The organism is Caulobacter segnis (assembly GCF_003243465.1).
GTDB classification, from domain to species: domain Bacteria; phylum Pseudomonadota; class Alphaproteobacteria; order Caulobacterales; family Caulobacteraceae; genus Caulobacter; species Caulobacter segnis_A.
In genome coordinates this window covers 1-16,866 of record NZ_QFQZ01000002.1, presented here as the reverse complement: position 1 = coordinate 16,866, position 16,866 = coordinate 1, and the positions used below count along the sequence as shown (strand labels likewise).

At 68.7% G+C, this 16,866-nt stretch carries 13 protein-coding genes; 8 read left to right on the top strand and 5 right to left on the bottom strand.

Features of this window, described 5'->3' with window-relative positions; genetic code table 11:
* Positions 1 to 3: 3 nt before the first annotated feature.
* Genes DI526_RS00960 through DI526_RS00950 form a run of 3 tightly spaced genes read left to right on the top strand, consistent with a single transcriptional unit; the run spans position 4 to position 2,886 of the window.
* Positions 4 to 1,662, top strand: coding sequence for a nitrite/sulfite reductase (locus tag DI526_RS00960; RefSeq protein ID WP_304272964.1), 1,659 nt, complete (start codon positions 4 to 6; stop codon positions 1,660 to 1,662).
* Complete coding sequence (locus DI526_RS00955) at positions 1,646 to 2,152, top strand: DUF934 domain-containing protein (protein WP_304272960.1); 507 nt, start codon at positions 1,646 to 1,648, stop codon at positions 2,150 to 2,152. Before DI526_RS00960 ends, DI526_RS00955 begins: the two co-directional genes overlap by 17 nt.
* Positions 2,152 to 2,886 (top strand): phosphoadenylyl-sulfate reductase, encoded by a 735-nt coding sequence (locus tag DI526_RS00950; RefSeq protein WP_304272956.1) that lies wholly within the window; start codon positions 2,152 to 2,154, stop codon positions 2,884 to 2,886. The genes DI526_RS00955 and DI526_RS00950 overlap by 1 nt, the downstream gene beginning before the upstream one ends.
* 133 nt (positions 2,887 to 3,019) lie before the next feature.
* On the opposite strand, the gene DI526_RS00945 is transcribed toward DI526_RS00950, so the two are convergent.
* Both DI526_RS00945 and DI526_RS00940 read right to left on the bottom strand, forming a co-directional pair.
* Positions 3,020 to 5,203, bottom strand: a complete 2,184-nt coding sequence (locus tag DI526_RS00945; RefSeq protein ID WP_304272953.1) for an acylase — start codon at positions 5,201 to 5,203, stop codon at positions 3,020 to 3,022.
* Between the two features lie 90 nt (positions 5,204 to 5,293).
* Complete coding sequence (locus DI526_RS00940) at positions 5,294 to 5,818, bottom strand: 3D domain-containing protein (RefSeq protein ID WP_304272951.1); 525 nt, start codon at positions 5,816 to 5,818, stop codon at positions 5,294 to 5,296.
* Between the two features lie 205 nt (positions 5,819 to 6,023).
* On the opposite strand from DI526_RS00940, the gene DI526_RS00935 reads away from it, so the two are divergent.
* The 3 genes from DI526_RS00935 to DI526_RS00925 are packed head-to-tail and all read left to right on the top strand — an operon-like array spanning position 6,024 to position 8,103.
* A complete protein-coding gene (locus DI526_RS00935) occupies positions 6,024 to 6,605 on the top strand; it encodes a glutathione S-transferase family protein (protein WP_304272950.1) in 582 nt (193 codons plus the stop codon).
* 17 nt (positions 6,606 to 6,622) lie between these two features.
* Positions 6,623 to 7,651, top strand: coding sequence for a S1/P1 Nuclease (locus DI526_RS00930; RefSeq protein ID WP_304272947.1), 1,029 nt, complete (start codon positions 6,623 to 6,625; stop codon positions 7,649 to 7,651).
* 5 nt (positions 7,652 to 7,656) lie between these two features.
* A complete protein-coding gene (locus tag DI526_RS00925; RefSeq protein ID WP_304272945.1) occupies positions 7,657 to 8,103 on the top strand; it encodes an NUDIX domain-containing protein in 447 nt (148 codons plus the stop codon).
* A 32-nt stretch (positions 8,104 to 8,135) separates the two neighbouring features.
* Here DI526_RS00925 and DI526_RS00920 read toward each other — a convergent pair whose 3' ends face one another.
* From DI526_RS00920 to pepN, 3 genes are all read right to left on the bottom strand, one after another.
* Positions 8,136 to 8,483, bottom strand: coding sequence for a UrcA family protein (locus tag DI526_RS00920; RefSeq protein ID WP_304272942.1), 348 nt, complete (start codon positions 8,481 to 8,483; stop codon positions 8,136 to 8,138).
* Positions 8,484 to 8,627: 144 nt separating this feature from the next.
* Entirely contained in the window at positions 8,628 to 11,084 is a 2,457-nt protein-coding gene (locus DI526_RS00915) for an ATP-binding protein (protein ID WP_304272939.1), read from the bottom strand.
* Positions 11,085 to 11,304: 220 nt separating this feature from the next.
* Positions 11,305 to 13,896: an aminopeptidase N gene (pepN, locus tag DI526_RS00910; RefSeq protein WP_304272936.1), complete on the bottom strand. Its 2,592-nt coding sequence runs from the start codon at positions 13,894 to 13,896 to the stop codon at positions 11,305 to 11,307.
* A gap of 210 nt (positions 13,897 to 14,106) precedes the next feature.
* On the opposite strand from pepN, the gene DI526_RS00905 reads away from it, so the two are divergent.
* Both DI526_RS00905 and DI526_RS00900 read left to right on the top strand, forming a co-directional pair.
* Entirely contained in the window at positions 14,107 to 15,222 is a 1,116-nt protein-coding gene (locus DI526_RS00905) for an acyl-CoA dehydrogenase family protein (RefSeq protein WP_304272934.1), read from the top strand.
* A gap of 145 nt (positions 15,223 to 15,367) precedes the next feature.
* Positions 15,368 to 16,591 (top strand): acyl-CoA dehydrogenase family protein, encoded by a 1,224-nt coding sequence (locus DI526_RS00900; protein WP_304272931.1) that lies wholly within the window; start codon positions 15,368 to 15,370, stop codon positions 16,589 to 16,591.
* The last annotated feature ends 275 nt before the right edge of the window (positions 16,592 to 16,866 follow it).

The window sequence follows — 16,866 nt, the reverse complement described above, 5'->3', positions numbered from 1 at the left end:
GGCATGTACCAGTACGATCTCATCGACAAGGAATTCCTGGCCGACCGTTCGGCCGAGTTCCGGGGACAGGTCGCCCGCCGCCTGTCCGGCGAGCTGACCGAGGACCAGTTCAAGCCGTTGCGGCTGATGAACGGCCTTTACCTGCAGTTGCACGCCTACATGCTGCGCGTGGCGATCCCCTATGGCTCGCTGAACCCGACCCAGGCCCGCCGCCTGGCCCAGATCGCCCGCGACTACGACAAGGGCTATGGCCACTTCACCACGCGCCAGAACATCCAGTTCAACTGGATCAAGCTGAAGGACGCGCCGGAGATCCTGGACAAGCTGGCCGAGGTTGACCTCCACGCCATCCAGACCAGCGGCAACTGCATCCGCAACACGACCTCCGACCCCTATGCCGGCGCCACGGCCGAGGAGGTCGACGACCCGCGCGTCTGGTGCGAGGTGATCCGCCAGTGGTCGACCCTGCACCCGGAATTCTCGTTCCTGCCGCGCAAGTTCAAGATCGCCATCACCGCCTCGGCCAAGGACCGCACGGCGGCCAAGGTGCACGACATCGGTCTGTTGCTACGTCAGGGCCGCGACGGCCAACAGGGCTTCGAGGTGATCGTCGGCGGCGGGCAGGGGCGCACGCCCTATGTCGGCCCGACCATCAAGCAGTTCCTGCCGACCGACCGGTTGCTGAGCTATCTGGAAGCGATCCTGCGCGTCTACAATCGCCACGGCCGCCGCGACAATATCTACAAGGCTCGGATCAAGATCCTGGTCGCCGCGCTGGGCGCCGAGGAATTCGCCCGCCAGGTCGAGGAAGAGTGGAGCAAGATCGACGCCGCCCGCGCCGACCTGCCGGCGTCCGAGCTGGCCCGCATCCGCGCCGCTTTCGCCAAGACGCCGTTCGAGACCCTGCCGGCGCGTTCGGAGGCGTTCGAGACCGCCAAGGCCAACGACAGCGCCTTCGCCCGCTTCGTCCGCAACAATGTCCGCGCTCATAAGCAGCCGGGCTATGCGATCGTCGAGATCTCGCTGAAGGCCCAGGAGCAGACGCCGGGCGACGCCTCGGCCGACCAGTTGGACGTGGTCGCCGATCTGGCCGAGCGCTACGGCTTCTCGGACCTGCGGGTGACCCACGCCCAGAACCTCGTGTTGCCGCACGTCAAGCTGGACGACCTGCCGACCGTGTTCGCGGCGCTGCAGGCGGCGAACCTGGCCACGCCCAACATCGACCTGGTCAGCGACATCATCGCCTGCCCGGGCCTCGACTATTGCGCCCTGGCCAACGCCCGCGCGATCCCGATCGCCCAGGACATCGCCCGCCAGTTCGCCGATCTGGATCGCGCCGAACAGGTCGGCGAGCTGAAGATCAAGATCAGCGGCTGCATCAACGCCTGCGGCCACCACCACGTGGCCCACATCGGCATCCTGGGCGTCGATAAGAAGGGCGAGGAATTCTATCAGCTGTCGCTGGGCGGATCGGGCGCCGAAGACGCCACGATCGGCAAGATCCTCGGTCCGGCGCTTCCCGCGGATAAGGTCGCGACGGCCGTCGACCAGCTGGTCGGCGCCTATCTCGCCGTCCGCGCCGATGGCGAGCGCTTCCTCGACACCTATCGCCGCGTCGGCCTTGAGCCCTTCAAGGAGGCTGTCTATGCCCAAGCTGATTGAGCTCGTTGAGGGGCAGGCCCGCTGGGCCGACGACGCTTTCGTCCTCGTGGCCGACGAGGACGCGATCCCGGAGAGCGGCGATGTGATCCTGTCGCTGGCCCGCTTCGAAGCCGAGGGCGACGCCTTGCTCTCCTCGAACAGCCGCCGCGTCGGCGTGCGCATCGAGCCGGATCAGGAGGTCGAGGCCCTGGCCTATGACCTGCCGCGCATCGCGGTGGTGGCCCTGGCCTTCCCGAAGTACCGCGACGGCCGGGCCTACACCTCGGCCCGGCTGCTGCGCGAGCGGTTTGGCTATCAAGGCCAGATCCGCGCCGTGGGTGACGTGCTGCGCGAGCAGGCGGGGTTCATGGTCCGCTGCGGCTTCGACGCGTTCGAGCCGGCGGACGGGGCGACGCCCGAGGCTTGGAGCCAGGCCGCCCAGCGCTTCCGCCACGTCTATCAGCGGGCCGCCGACGCCCGCGCCGTCGCCTTCGAGGAAAGGGCCTCCTGATGGCCTATGACGAGAGCGGAGGGACCGCCGCGGGGCTCGCCGCGCGGCTGGACGCCGAGCTGCGGGAGGCCCACCCCACGACCGTGCTGCGCGCGGCGTACGAGCAGTTCGGGCCACGCCTGGCCCTGGTCTCGTCGTTCGGGGCGGAGTCGGCCGTGCTGCTGCATCTGGCGGCCCAGGTCTCGTCCCGCATCCCCGTCCTGTTCCTGGACACCGGCATGCTGTTTGGCCAGACGCTGGACTACCGCAAGAACCTGGCCGCCCAGCTGGGCCTGGCCGATGTGCGCGACCTGCGCCCGGCCTATGCGGATCTCGCCACCCAGGACCCGCAGTCCAACCTTTGGCGCACCAGCGTCGACGCCTGCTGCAACATCCGCAAGGTGCTGCCGCTGGATCGCGCCCTGGGCGGCTTCGACGCCTGGATCACCGGGCGCAAGCGCTTCCACGGCGGCGACCGCCTGAGCCTGCCGGTGGTCGAGGCGGCCGACGGCAAGGTGAAGTTCAATCCCCTGGCCAACTGGGGTAAGACCGAGCTCGACGCATACGTCGCCGAGCACCAGCTGCCGGCCCATCCCCTGGTCGCCCAGGGCTACGCCTCGATCGGCTGCTGGCCCTGCACCCAGCCGTCGGAAGACGGGCGGTCGGGCCGCTGGGCGGGGCAGGAAAAGACCGAGTGCGGCATCCACGTCGCCCGCGCGCCGGGCGTCGCGCCGAACGTGGGCGGGGATATTTAGAAACCCAAGTCCTCCCCCTAGAGGGGGAGGTGGCGCGGAGCGCCGGTGGGGGAAGTCCTGCTGATCCTGGCTGTTCCCCCTCCGTCGTCTCTTCGAGCCGACACCTCCCCCGCTGGGGGGAGGATTTTGAGCCTCACGCCCCCGGGCGGTACGTCTTCACCGCGTGCTTCTTCACGTCCTCGGGATAGAAATAGACGTCCCGCAGGTTCCCCAGGCTGTAGCGCACAGCCTGGTCGTTGAAGTGCGGCGAGGCCGGGTCGCCGCTCTCGCCGCCGGCCGAGACGGCGCGGGCGCGGACCTTGTCGCCGAACTGCACGACGGCCACGAAGCTGTTGCCCAGCGTGCCGTAGTATTTCTTGGTCCCCGGCCAGCGCTTGGCCCCGAACGAGGCCAGCGAGCCCCACTGGGCCGAGGTGAAGGGCACCGGTATGCTGGGCTTCTTGTCATCGAAGGTCTGGACGATCGCGCCGTCGTTGCGCTGGAAGCGGTTGATCTCTCCCCACGGCGTCTTCCACGACCCGAAGTCGGCCGCCAGGCGGTCCGAAGCCTCTGCAAGCGCGGCGAGCTTTTCCGCCGCCGTCAGCTTGTCGGCCATATAGTCATAGGTGTTGAGCCCAGCCGCCTTCGCCGCCGGCGCGGCCTTGGCCCACATGGCCTCGCCCCAGAACACGGCCAGGGACGTCTCGGTCGAGCGGGCCGACCATTTACGGTCCCAGGCGCCGAGCGCCTTGACCTGCTCGGAGACCTTCGCCTTCAGTGGATCGCTGTCGGGCGTGGCGGCGTAGGCGGCCTCCAGCGTCGGGATCAGCCTCGCGAAGGCGGTCAGGTACGGGTCGTAGGCCTTCTCGATCAGGCCGCCCAGGGTGAGGTTCTTGACGTCCTTGAGCACCAGCTCGGCGTGGAGGCCGCGCGGGTTCTCGCCGAAGGTGTCCATGTACTTCGGGAAGTCCGCCTTCTTGGGGCTGTAGGGGCCGGCGGCGGTCCAGGGCCAGTTGTTGGTGTTGAAGGCCCAGCCGGTCGCCGGGTTCACCGCCTGAGGCGTCTTGTCGAGCGGCGTCAGCCCCTTCCAGTCGGTGGCGGGATCAGACCCGTCCACGGGCTTCGTATAATCGAAGCGGTCGTCGCGGATGGGGATGAACTGCGGGTGCAGATAGGCGATCTCGCCCTTGCTGTCGGCGAACAGGGTGTTGTTCGATGAATTGGCCTTCAGCTCGGCGACCTGCATGAAGCTCTTCAGGTCGGTGGCCTTGGTGCGCAGGAACGACTGCTGCAGCGCCTCCACCGGCCTGTTCATCAGGGCGACGCTGATCCACTTGCCGTCGGCCTCGCGGACGATCGGGCCGTGGTGGGTCTTGAAGACGGTGAAGCGCTTTTCCGCCTTCGACCCGTCGGCGGCGCGATAGGCGACGGTTATCACCTCGGTCTTCAGGGGGCGCAGTTCGGAGCCGTACCTGTAGAACCGCTTTCCGTCCTTCTCGACGATCGTCTCGGCGAACTCGTCGACCACGTCGACGCCGCTGGAGGTGTGCATCCAGCCGGCCTTGGCGTTGAAGCCCTGGTAGATGAAGAACTGGCCCCAGGTCGTGGCGCCATAGGCGTTGAGGCCCTGGTCGCTGGAGACCTGCATCTCCGAGCGGAAGAAGAAGCTGGTGTGCGGGTTGATCAGCAGCATCGCATGACCCTCCAGCGTGTTCTTCGGCGCGATGGCGATCCCGTTCGAGCCCTTGGGCTCCTTGAACAGCAGGCCCTTCTCGTCGGCGGTCATGGCCAGTTGGCGTTGGCCATAGAAGCTCTCCAGCTGGGTGAGGGCCACCCGCTCGATGTCGCCGCCGATGCTGCCTTCCGAGAAGCTGAGCGCCATCCAGGGCTCGAAGCGCGTGATGACCTTGGGCTTCACGTCCGGGTGGGTGGCCAGGTAGTAGTTCAGGCCGTCGGCCCAGCCGTTCATCAGGGCTTTGAGCCACGCGGGGCTCCTGGCGTAGTCGGCCTTCAGCACCACTGGGTCGATGAACAGCTTCTGGCGGAGGTCCGCCCAGATCGTCTTCTCGCCCTCGGCTTCGGCCGTGCGGCCGAGCGCGGTCATGAAGTTGGTCTCGACGCGGTTGAAGTCATCCTCGGCCTGGGCGTAGGCCATGCCGAACACCGCATCGGCGTCGGTCTTGCCGTGGATATGGGCGATGCCCCAGTCGTCGCGGGTGATCGAGACGGCGGCCGCGCGGGCCTTCAGGCGGGGGACGTCGTCAGCGGCGCGAGCCGGGGTCGTGGCGAGCGCGGCGCCCAAGGCCAGGGCCAGGACGCTGACAGACAGATTTCGCATGATCTTCCCCAAACGCGCTTGTCGCGAGCCTCGCGATCCAAGCCGAGTCCGGAGAGAAATTCCAGTCCGCGTGAAGCGCGGACGCGCCAGTTAGCGCGGGGGGCAGCCCTTGAATTCGCCGACCTTGCTGACCGACAGGCTGGAAAGGTCCAGCGCGCCCAGGGCCTTCATGGACGCCGCGCCAAAGCCGCTGAACAGATCCAGCTTCAAGCCCTTGATGGCGCCGCCGATATCGGAGGCGTACCAGTAGCCGTCGTGCTTGCTGCCGTCGGGCATCGGCAGGCCGACGGTTTCCTTGATGAAGATCACGGTGCGGCGCGGGATCACGTTGGGGTCCACGGCCACGGTGCGCATGGCGGCGACCTTGCACCCCAAGGAGTCGAACGCGCGAATGCCCTTGGCCCCGGCGTGATACATGGTCGCGCGCATCTTGTACTCGACCGACCCGGGCAGGGCGCCCCCGCCCAAGGCGGTGCTGATCAGCTCGCCCAACGGATCGACGCGCGGCGCGTTGGCGGACGCGGAGTCCTGATCCGGAGCGGCGTTGGCGAGAGCGGGAGCGGCGAATGCGGAGATGACCGCGGTGGCCAAAATTCCGGCGAGCTTGCGTCGCATCGAGGGGAACCTCTTATCGGCGTATCTGTCGGGCGAGGCTTGGATAGTCCGATCACGGCGCTGTGACAACCCTTAACGCCGCCCGGGGCGGGTGCGCATTCCCTCGATGGGCGAAAAACGCGCATGGATTCAGTGGCTTGAAACTGTGCGATTTTGCCGCGATTTTCGCCGCTTCGGAAGCGTCACAGAAGGAACCGGCGGGGTGATGCGTATCTATGGCGACTCGATTTCGGGCAACTGTCTCAAGGTGAAGTGGGTCGCGGCGCACCTTCGCCTGCCATTTGACTGGATCGAGACCAGCGTGCTGACGGGCGAGACCCGGACGCCGGCGTTCCTGGCGATGAACCCGGCCGGTCAGGTTCCGCTGATCGTCCTCGACGATGGCCGCGCGCTGGCCCAGTCCAACGCCATCATCCTGCACCTGGCCGAAGGATCGGCCTTGATCCCCGAAGATCCCTACGAGCGCGCCAAGATGCTGGAGTGGATGTTCTGGGAGCAGTACAGCCACGAGCCCTACGTCGCCGTGGCGCGGTTCCAGATGCTTTACCTGGGTAAGCCGCGCGAAGCGCTCGAGGCGCGGCTGGTGGAGCGTGGCGGCCAGGCCCTGGCGCGTCTCGAAACACAGCTGCAACAATCGCCATTTCTGGTCGGCGAGCGGGTCACCCTGGCGGATGTCGCCCTGGTGGCTTACACCCGCGTGGCGCACGAAGGCGGGTTCGACCTTGCGCTCTATCCAGCCGTGAAGGCCTGGGTGGGGCGCACCGAAGCCGCGCTCGGCATTATCTGATCCTGGAGTTTCGTCCCTTGCGTCTGTCGACCAGCCTGAAAGTCCTCGCCCTGGCCGCCGCCGTGTCCGCGCCGGCGCAATCGGCGCTCGCCTGGGGGGCGTCGGGCCACCGGGTGGTCGGCGTCGTCGGCGCCGCGACCCTGCCCGCGGACGTGCCGGCCTTCCTGCGCACGCCCCAGGCCATCGCCGCCATCGGCGAGTACGCCCGCGAGCCGGACCGCTGGAAGGGCTCGGGCAAGATCCACGACACCGATCGCGACGCCGCCCACTTCCTGGACGTCGACGACCAGGGCCGCATGTACGGCGGTCCGGCCTTCACCGTGGAGACCCTGCCGCCCACCCGCGCCGACTACGAAAAGGCGCTGCAGGCCGCCGGCGTCGACAGCTGGAAGGCCGGCTACCTGCCTTATGCGATCATCGACGGCTATCAGCAGCTGGTGAAGGACTTCACCTACTGGCGCATCCTGAGCGCGGTGGTCAAACGCGAGAAGGATCCGACCCGGCTGGCCTACTACAAGGCCGACCTGAAGCGCCGCGAGGACCTGCTGCTGCGCGACCTGGGCGTCTGGGCGCACTATGTCGGCGACGGCAGCCAGCCGCTGCACCTGTCGGTGCACTACAACGGCTGGGGCGACTATCCCAATCCGAACGGCTACACCCAGGCCCGCTCGACCCACTTCCAGTTCGAAGGCCCCTTGGCCCAGGCCGCCGCGGACGAGGCGTCGATCAAGGCGCTGGTGCCGGCCTACAAGGCTTGCGAATGCTCGATCGAGACGCGGGTCGTCGGCTACCTGACGGACACCTGGAAGCAGGTGGAGCCGCTGTATCAGCTGGAAAAGGCCGGCGGCATGGTCGAGACCGACCCTCGCGGCAAGGCGTTCGTCCAGGCCCGCGTGGCGGCCGGCGCGACCGCCCTGCGCGACCTCGTCACCGACGCCTGGCGCGAAAGCGCCAACGGCAAGATCGGCTATCGTCCCGAGATCAGCGTGGCGGACGTCGAGTCCGGCAAGGCCGATCCGTGGCTTGATCTCTACGGCAAGGACTAGGCGACGTGCTCAGGTTTGGCTCGCCCGTCGCGGGGCTGACCTATCTGGACCGGCGGGCGGCGTTCGGCGTGGCCGAAAACGCCCAAGGCCAGATCGCGCTGGCCCAGGTGACCAAGCCCGGCAAGGCGCCGTACTTCGATCTGCCGGGCGGGGCGGTGGACGGCGAGGAGACCGAGGAGGAGGCCGTCGCGCGCGAGTTCGGCGAAGAGACCGGGCTCGTCGTCGAGGCGGTTCGCCTGATCGACACGGTCTCCCAGCATTTCCTGAAGTCGAATGGTCAGCCGGTCCGCAACCACGGCGGCGTCTATGTCGTGAAACTGCTCGGCCAACAGCCGGACCTCAAGATCGAGGACGACCACGCGCTGGTCTGGCTGGACCCGCGCGACGCCGTGGTCGCCTTGCGCCATGACGCCCATGCCTGGGCGGTGGCGGCCTGGATGCGGCGAGGCTAGGGCCGCGTTACGGCTTTTGAAGCCGCGCCGTCCTAGTTCGTCGCCAGCTTGATGTTGGCGCCGGCGCGCTGGGCGATCACCAGGTCGGAGACCTGCTTTTCGCTGAGAGCGGCCTGCAGGTCCTCATTGAAGTCCATCAGGCAGGCGCGCAGCGACAGGCCGCGCAGGCTTTGATCGCCACAGGCGCGCTTGGCCGCCAGCTGGGCGCGGCGGGTGAACTCGCGCGCGTCGGCGGGATTGGAAAGGCGCAGGTCGCCGACCGGAATACGCGAAACGACCTGCTGGCTTTCGGCGGCGTGGGCGGCGGTGAGGCCGATAATCGGGGTGGCCGCGAGGGCCAGGGCGGCGACGGCGGCGACGCGGCTTACGATCTTGCTCATGACGTGTTCCCTCTCTTCGATCCGACCGCGTGGCGCGGCCTGTTGAGTAGAGGTGTAGTCCTGGCGGGCGCCGAACACCCGTTAAGACGGCGTCATGACATCGATTTAAGCTTCTGACGGGAAAGTAATATTTCAGCCTTTTGTCTAGGCCGCGACGAAGTTTCGGGGAAGCCCGTGTTCGCTCTGGCGCAGCGGCAGGGCGAAGCTAACCGTCGTGCCTTCGCCGGGCGTGGAGGCCATGTCCAGCACGCCTTCGTGCATGCTGATCAGCGACTTGGTCAGGGCCAGGCCAAGGCCGGTGCCCTGGGTGGTCTTGGAGAACTGGCTTTCCACCTGCTCGAAGGGCCGGGCCAGGCGCGCCAGGTCTTCCTTGGCGATGCCGATGCCGGTGTCGGCGACCGACACCCGGACCATGTCGCCGAACGGATCGCGCCGGATCTCGGCGCTCAGGGTGATCATGCCGGCCCGCGGGGTGAACTTGATCGCGTTGGACAACAGGTTCAGCAGCACCTGCTTGATCGCGCGATAGTCGGCCTCGATCTCGGGCAGGGGCGGGAAGTCGATGCGCAGGACAAGCCCGGCGGCCTCGGCCCGGTTGCGCACCAGCCGCACGGCGTCCTCGGCGACGTCCTCCATGTGCATCGGCTCGAACCGCAGGTTCATCTTGCCGGCCTCGATCTTCGACATGTCGAGGATGTCGTTGATCAGGGCCAGCAGGTGCTGGCCGGACGAATGGATGTCCTGGCTGTAGCCGCGATAGCGCTCGTCGCCCAGCGGACCGAACATCTCGTTCATCATGATTTCGGAGAAGCCGTTGATGGCGTTCAGCGGCGTGCGCAGCTCGTGGGACATGTTGGCGAGGAACTCGCTCTTGGCCCGATTGGCGCTTTCGGCGCGCACCTTCTCGGTCTCGTACTTGCGGGCCAGCTCGGCCAGCTGCTCCTGGCTGCGCTCAAGGCCGGCGACGGCGCTTTGCAGCTGCTCCTCGTTGAGGCGGCGGGCCTCGTCCTGGGTCTTGATCGCCGTGATGTCGGCCGCCGTCATCACCAAGCCGCCTTCGGCCGTGCGGCGTTCGCTGATCTGGATCCAGCGGCCGTCCTTCAGCTCGACCTCGCGCACGCCCTTGGCGCCCTCCGGGGGGGCATGGCTCTGCCGGATGGCGAGGGCCGCGTGGCGGTTGACCTCGGCCCGCGACGCGCCTGGCTTCAGCAGGGCGGGGTCGAGGGAGAAGACGTTCCGGTAGCTGTGGTTGCACATCAGCAGCCGGCCATAGCGGTCCCACAGCACGAAGGCCTCGGAGACGCTCTCGATGGCGTCGCGCAGCCGGCTCTCGGCCGCCTGGGCGCGGGCCTGGGCGACGCGCTCCTCGGTGACGTCCAGCGCCACGCCGATGATGCGGGCGTAGCCGTCGGCCCGCGGCTTTCCAAAGGCCTGGCCGCGCGCGTCGATCCATAGCGACCGCCGTCCTTCGGCGGAGGCCGGCACGCGGAACGAAAAGTCGAAGGCGCCATTCACGGCGGCGTTGACCAGCGCCTGCCTCAGCCGGTCGCGGTGGTCCGGCGCGATGCGGTCGAGCAGCTCCTGGCCCGAGACCACGCCGCCGCCGCCCCAGCCCAGCATCGCGCCCGTCACGTCCGACAGGAACACCTGGTCGGCGTTCAGGTCCCACTCCCAGATTCCGCAACGCGCCGCTTCCACCGCCCGGCGGAAGCGCTGCTCGCTGTCGATGAACTCGCGCTGCGCCACCTCGGACTTCCGGCTCTGGATCACCAGGATCAGGGCCAGGGCGATGGCGGCGGCCAGCGGGATCAGCAGGTTCAGGGCGCTTTTCTCGGCCGCGACGCCGACGTCGGGAACCGCGAAGAGCACGGCCAGAGCGCCGCCGGCCACGGGCGTCACGGCGATGTCCAGCGGCGCGCCGTCCCCCGCGCGGCCCTTCAGGTCGCTGCGGGCGCGCCGCAGATCCGCCGGCTTCAGGGCGAAGGCCTGGCTCAGCCCGCGCGCACCCTGGCCAAGGCCACGCCCGGCGACCAGCGCGCCGTCGGCCAGGGCCAGCGCGCTGCTTTCGCCGGCCGGCGGCGCGTCGAGAAGACGGGCGGGGGCGCTGCTGGCGACCAGCATGACGGGGGTCGGGCCAAGCCAGGCGCGCCTGGCGAGGTACAGCCGTCCGGGCGCGCCGACGGCGCCCGTCCAGGCGGGCTGGCCCGAGGCCTGGGCCGCCCGGGCGGCCGCCAGCCAGTCGGCCGCTCCGTCCTGTCCGGCGACGGCGAGGATCTCCTCAGGGCTGACGACGGCCACGGCGAGGGCCTCGCCGCCGGCGGCGCGCAGGGCGACGCCCGCGGCGACCGCGGTGGCGGCGGGATCGTGCGCCAGCAGGTCCGAGGCGGCCGACAGGCCGGCGCGCTGCGCGGCGAGACTTGTTTCCAGCCGGCCGGCGATCAGGCCGGCCTTGGCGGCGGGCGACAGCGCGCCGGGCTGGGCGCGGTCGAAATCCTCCTGGATCCGCTTAAGGCCAAAGCCCGTATAGACGGCCAACAGGACCAGGGCCGACAGGATCGCGATCCGGATGAAGGCCTGGGAGGGCGCGTGGGCGCGACGCACCCTCAAGGCTGCGGGTGCGGTTGGTCCGGCCCTGGCCGTCCCCCCGTGTCTCGCCCCGCCTGCACTCAAACGCACGACTCCCGTGGACCATCCCCGGCGAGTCACTTCGCCAGACGATGAATCTAGCTTACGGGCCAGGGGGCCGTCACCGCCGAACCGTCAAATCCGGCGGCGTGGGCGTATTGGTCGCAACAACGTCGCGTTTCGCCGTTCGCTGATCTTAGGTCAGGGACTTGGTGACCAGTTCCAGAACGTTTTTCGACAGGTCTGGATGAGCCGCGATGCGCTCCAGTTCTTGCCGCATCAGCGCGCCCAACTCGGGCTTGAATCGCCGCCAGGCCCCCAGAGGCTCGACCAGGCGCGCCGCCGTCATCGGGTTGAACCGGTCCACAGCCAGGATCTGGTCGGCCAGGAAGCGGTAGCCGGCGCCGCTGGGATCGTGGAAGCGCGCGGGATTGAAGTTGGCCAGGGTCGAGACCAGGGCCCGCAGCCGGTTGGGGTTGGTGGGTTCGAACGCCGGGTGGGCGGTCAGGGCGATCACCCGATCCAGGACGTCGGGGTTCGGGTCCCGCGCCTGGATCGAGAACCACTTGTCGAGCACCAGCGGTTCGGTGGCCCAGGCCGTATAGAAGCTGGACAGCGCCCGCTCGCGCGCCTCGCCGCCCACGCAGACCAGCGGATAGAGGCCGCCGATCATGTCGGTCATGTTGCGCGAGGCCTTGTAGTGGCCCTCCAGGCGCGAGAGGTTTTCGTCGTGCGGATCGGCCGCCAGCGTGTCGGCGCAGGCGTTGCGCAGCGCGCGCCGGCCGGCGGCCTCGGCGTCGGCGGAGAACGCCTCGCCGCTCTGCATCTCGCCATGCAGCCGGCGCAGCAGGTCGCCCAGGTGCACGGCGATCCGCAGGCGCAGGGCGTCGCGCGCCGCGTGCAGGGCCAGGGGATCGGCCGGTTCGGCCATCAGCGTCAGGTCGGGCTCCGAGGGCAGGCTAAGCAGCAGGGCCTTGAACGCCGGCTCGGCGGCGTCATCGACCAGGGCCTGGCCCAGGGCCTGCGCGTAGCGCTCCTCGCCGACCTCGTCGGGCGATCCGCCGGCCCGGGCCAGGATCAGGTCGCGCGCCAGGGTCTGGCCGGCTTCCCACCGGTTGAACAGGTCCGGATCGGCGCCGAACAGCACGTAGCGGTCCGAGGGGCGCGCGTCCGTGGTCAGGTTGACCGGCGCCGAGAAGCCGCGCAGGGCCGACAGGACGGGCGTCTCGGCCACGCCCTCCCAGCGCACCGTCATCTCCTCGCGGTCCAGCAGCACGACCTCGGTGTCCCGCAGGCTCTGGCCCTCGTGCGAGAGCAGGCCGATGGCGACCGGGATCGGCAGGGGGCGCTTGCTGGGCTGGCCCGGGGTCGGCGCCGTCGACTGGCGGAGGGTCAGGGTCAGCGCCTTCGCCTCGGCGTCATAGTCGCTGGCGATCGTCACCGAGGGCGTGCCGGCCTGTTCGTACCAGGCGAAGAACTGCGACAGATCCCGGGCCGACGCCTCGGCGAAGCAGGCGATGAAGGCTTCGACCGTGGTCGCTTCACCATCGTGGCGCGAGAAATAGAGATCGCAGCCCTGGCGGAACGCCTTGGCCCCCAGGATGGTCTTCAGCATCCGGATGATCTCCGAGCCCTTCTCGTAGATCGTCGCGGTGTAGAAGTTGTCGATCTTCAGATAGCTGGACGGGCGGACCGGATGGGCCAGGGGACCGGCGTCCTCGGCGAACTGCCGCGCGCGGAGGGCGCGGACGTCCTTGATCCGCTGCACCGCCGCCCCGCGCATGTCGGCGCTGAAGCTCTGGTCGCGGAAGACCGTGAAGCCTTCCTTCAGGCACAGCTGGAACCAGTCGCGGCAGGTGATGCGGTTGCCGGTCCAGTTATGGAAGTACTCGTGGGCGACCACGGCCTCGATCCGCTCGAAGTCGGCGTCGGTGGCGGTCTTGGCGTCGGCCAGCAGCAGGGAGCTGTTGAAGATGTTCAGCCCCTTGTTCTCCATCGCCCCGAAGTTGAAGTCGCGCACGGCGACGATCATGAACAGGTCGAGGTCGTACTCGCGGCCAAAGGCTTCCTCGTCCCACGTCATGGCGCGCTTGAGGCTGTCCAGCGCATAGGCCGCGCGGGCGGCTTGGCCGGGGTCGACGAAGATCTTCAGCGTCACCTGGCGACCGCTCATGGTCACGAAGTGATCGCTCACCACGTCGAGGTCGCCGGCCACCAGGGCGAACAGGTAAGAGGGCTTGGGGAAGGGATCGACCCACTCGGCGAAGTGGCGCGCGCCTTCCAGCGAACCTTGCGCCACGGGATTGCCGTTGCTCAGCAGGTGCGGCAGGTGGCCGTCGGCCTCGATCCGAACGCTAAAGCGGCTCAGGACGTCGGGGCGGTCGGGGAAGTAGGTGATGGTGCGGAAGCCCTCGGCCTCGCACTGGGTGCAGAAGCGGCCGCCGGACATGTAGAGGCCGGTCAGCGCCTTGTTCGCCTGCGGATCGATCTCGACCTCGGTCGTCAGCACGAACTGGTCGGGCGTCTCGGGGATCGTCAGGTGCTCGGCGTCCGCCAGGTACTGGTTGGCGCTCAGCGGCTGGCCGTCGATCGCCACGGAGAGCAGCTTCAGCCGCTCGCCGTTCAGCACCAGCGGCTCGCCCCCGGCGCCCGTCCGGCGCACCGCCAGCTCGGCCCGCACGCGGGTCGCCGAGGGATGCAGGTCAAACTCCAGCCGCGTCGTCTCGATCGCGAACGGGAAGGGGCGATAGTCAGCCAACCGGATGGGCTGAGGCGTGTCGGTGCGCATGTTTCCTAGCTAAGCCTCCGGGACCGTTTTCGCCAGCATCCCGCATGGCGAGAACGGTCGAATTGATCAAATCCGGACTGGGGCGGCGACCCCGCCTCCCGCGCCGAGCGCCCGCAAATTCTTGACGCCGGGGCAAGCTTTCCCTTCGCGTGAACGTCGTTCAGTGTGCTCCCGAGGCCGGCCGAAAGAGCCCGGTCCAGGGAGGATCCAGTGGATTTCGACTATTCGGACGACCAGAAGTTCCTGAAGGACGAGGCGCGCAAGTTCCTCGCCGCCCATTGCGACGTCGCCGTCGTGCGCGGCGTGCTCGACAATCCCGAACGCGCCTTCGACGAGAAGCTCTGGAAGGGCGTGGCCGAGCAGGGCTGGCTGGGCGCCTCGATCCCGGAAGAGTTCGGGGGGCTTGGCCTGGGTCGCGTCGAACTGTGCGCCATCGCCGAGGAGCTGGGCCGCGCCGTCGCGCCGATCCCGTTCGCCTCGACCGTCTATGTCCTGGCCGAAGGGATCATGGCGTTCGGCTCGGACGCCCAGAAGGCGTCGATCCTGCCGCGCGTGGCCGCCGGCGAGCTGATCGGCTGCCTCGCGACCTCGGAAGGGCCCGGCGTGGTGGGGCCCGCCACGCTTCAATGCCGCGTCGAGGGCGGCAAGCTCACCGGAACCAAGATCCCGGTCACCGACGGCGACGTCGCGGGCGTCGCCCTGGTGCTGGCCAGCGAGGGCGGCCGCCCGGGCCTGTTCCTCGTCGACCTGACCGGCGCGGGCGTCACCCGCGAGACGCTGAAGAGCCTCGACCCGACCCGCAGCGTCGCCAAGCTGACCTTCGCCGGCGCGGCCGCCGAGCGGGTGGGCGACGCGGGCGCGGGCTTCGAGGTCGTCCAGGCGATCCTCGATCGCGCCGCCGTGCTACTGGCCTTCGAGCAACTGGGCGGCGCCGACCGCTGCCTGGAGATGGCGCGCGAATACGCCCTGGGCCGCTACGCCTTCGGCCGCGTGATCGCCGGCTACCAGGCCATCAAGCACAAGCTGGCCGACATGTACGTCAAGAACGAGGTCGCCCGCTCCAACGCCTATTACGGCGCCTGGGCCCTGAACGACGACGCGCCGGAGTTGCCGATCGCGGCGTCGGCGGCGCGGATCGCCGCGTCCGAGGCCTTCTGGTTCGCCAGCAAGGAGAACATCCAGGTCCACGGCGGCATGGGCTTCACCTGGGACGTCGACTGCCACCTCTACTACCGCCGCTCGCGGCAGCTCAGCCTGGTCGCCGGCGCGCCCAAGGTCTGGAAGGAACGGCTGGTATCGGAGCTGGAGCGCAAGAACGCCGCCTAGAGTTTCCCTCTCCCCCTGCGGGAGAGGGTGGCCCGGAGGGCCGGGTGAGGGGTCTCTCAGACCTTTCCGGATCGGCCTTTCAACCCCTCATCCGTCAGCTTCGCTGACACCTTCTCCCGCAAGGGGAGAAGGAAGGAGACCGAAGATGGACTTCAACGACTCCCCGGAAGAAGCGGCCTATCGCGAAAAGGCCCGCGCCTGGCTGGCCGAGAACGCCGCCGCTCACCGCGCCAAGTGGGGCGAGGTCAAGCCGAACACGCCCGAGCACATGGCCGCCGCCAAGGACTGGCAGGCGACCAAGGCCTCGGCGGGCTATGCCTGCATTACCTGGCCGGCGGCCATCGGCGGGGGCGGCGGCACGCCGATCCAGTCGGTGATCTTCGGCCAGGAAGAGACCAAGGCCGGCCTCGGCTATGGCTACTTCACGATCGGCCTGGGCATGTGCGTGCCGACGGTCATGGCCTTCGCCGACGGCGAGACCAAGAAGCGCTTCGTCGGCCCGGCCGTGCGCGGCGAGGAGATCTGGTGCCAGCTGTTCTCCGAACCGGCCGGCGGCTCGGATGTGGCCGCGCTGCGCACCCGCGCCGTCAAGGACGGCGACGAGTGGGTGATCAACGGCCAGAAGGTCTGGACCACCGGCGCTCACTATTGCGACTACGGCATCCTGCTGACCCGGACGGACCCCGACGTGCCCAAGCACAAGGGCCTGACCATGTTCTGGATCGACATGCGCGACGCCGCCGTCGAGTGCCGGCCGATCCACCAGATGTCCGGCGGCCGCGAGTTCAACGAGGTCTATTTCACCGACCTGCGCGTCAAGGACAGCCAACGGCTGGGCGAGGTCGGCGACGGCTGGAAGGTGGCCCTGGTCACCCTGATGAACGAGCGCCTGGCGGTCGGCGGCTCGGCCGGCCCGAACTATCGCGAGATCATGAAGCTGGCGCGCGAGCTGTCGGGCGTCGCCGGTCCGGCCCTGAAGGACCAGGGCTTCCGCGACAAGCTCGCTGACTGGTACGTCCAGTCCGAGGGGCTGAAGTTCACCCGCTTCCGCACCATGACCGCCCTGTCGCGCGGCCAGACTCCGGGGCCGGAAAGCTCGATCGGCAAGATCATCTCGGCCAATCAGCTGCAGGACCTGGCCAACACCGCCGTCGAGATGGAGGACCAGTACGGCATCCTCGTCGATCCCGACCAGGCCCCGGCCGAGGCGGCCTTCCAGCAGAGCCTGATGTGGGCCCCGGGCCTGCGGATCGCCGGCGGCACCGACGAGATCCTCAAGAACATCATCGCCGAACGGGTCCTGGGCCTGCCGGGCGACGTCCGCGTCGACAAGGACGTGGCGTTCAAGGACATGCCGACGGGGCGGTGAGGGGCGGCCGAGGGCGGAAGGCGTGCGCGCTCCTTCTTCCCCCTCCGGGGGAGGAGCGCCCCCCGGGTCGCGCGAAGCGCGCGCCCGAGGGCAGGCTCCAGCGCGGAGGGGGCAAGTACGAGCGTTCGCGGCGCTCCATCATCCGCGTAGACGGAATCGAACCGAACGATTTCAACGGCTTCTCACTTTTACACGTCGCTGGATCATCCGCGTTCAAACCCCGCCCATACTGATCTCACCCGATGGCTTGGAAGGGACGTCCGGCCGGCGATCGT

What these genes read in the sequence shown, in the direction of transcription:
- DI526_RS00960 (WP_304272964.1), top strand. Translation starts at nt 4, where the DNA reads ATGTACCAGTACGATCTCATCGACAAGGAATTCCTGGCCGACCGTTCG.
- DI526_RS00955 (WP_304272960.1), top strand. Translation starts at nt 1,646, where the DNA reads ATGCCCAAGCTGATTGAGCTCGTTGAGGGGCAGGCCCGCTGGGCCGAC.
- DI526_RS00950 (WP_304272956.1), top strand. Translation starts at nt 2,152, where the DNA reads ATGGCCTATGACGAGAGCGGAGGGACCGCCGCGGGGCTCGCCGCGCGG.
- DI526_RS00945 (WP_304272953.1), bottom strand. Translation starts at nt 5,203, where the DNA reads ATGCGAAATCTGTCTGTCAGCGTCCTGGCCCTGGCCTTGGGCGCCGCG.
- DI526_RS00940 (WP_304272951.1), bottom strand. Translation starts at nt 5,818, where the DNA reads ATGCGACGCAAGCTCGCCGGAATTTTGGCCACCGCGGTCATCTCCGCA.
- DI526_RS00935 (WP_304272950.1), top strand. Translation starts at nt 6,024, where the DNA reads ATGCGTATCTATGGCGACTCGATTTCGGGCAACTGTCTCAAGGTGAAG.
- DI526_RS00920 (WP_304272942.1), bottom strand. Translation starts at nt 8,483, where the DNA reads ATGAGCAAGATCGTAAGCCGCGTCGCCGCCGTCGCCGCCCTGGCCCTC.
- pepN (WP_304272936.1), bottom strand. Translation starts at nt 13,896, where the DNA reads ATGCGCACCGACACGCCTCAGCCCATCCGGTTGGCTGACTATCGCCCC.
- DI526_RS00900 (WP_304272931.1), top strand. Translation starts at nt 15,368, where the DNA reads ATGGACTTCAACGACTCCCCGGAAGAAGCGGCCTATCGCGAAAAGGCC.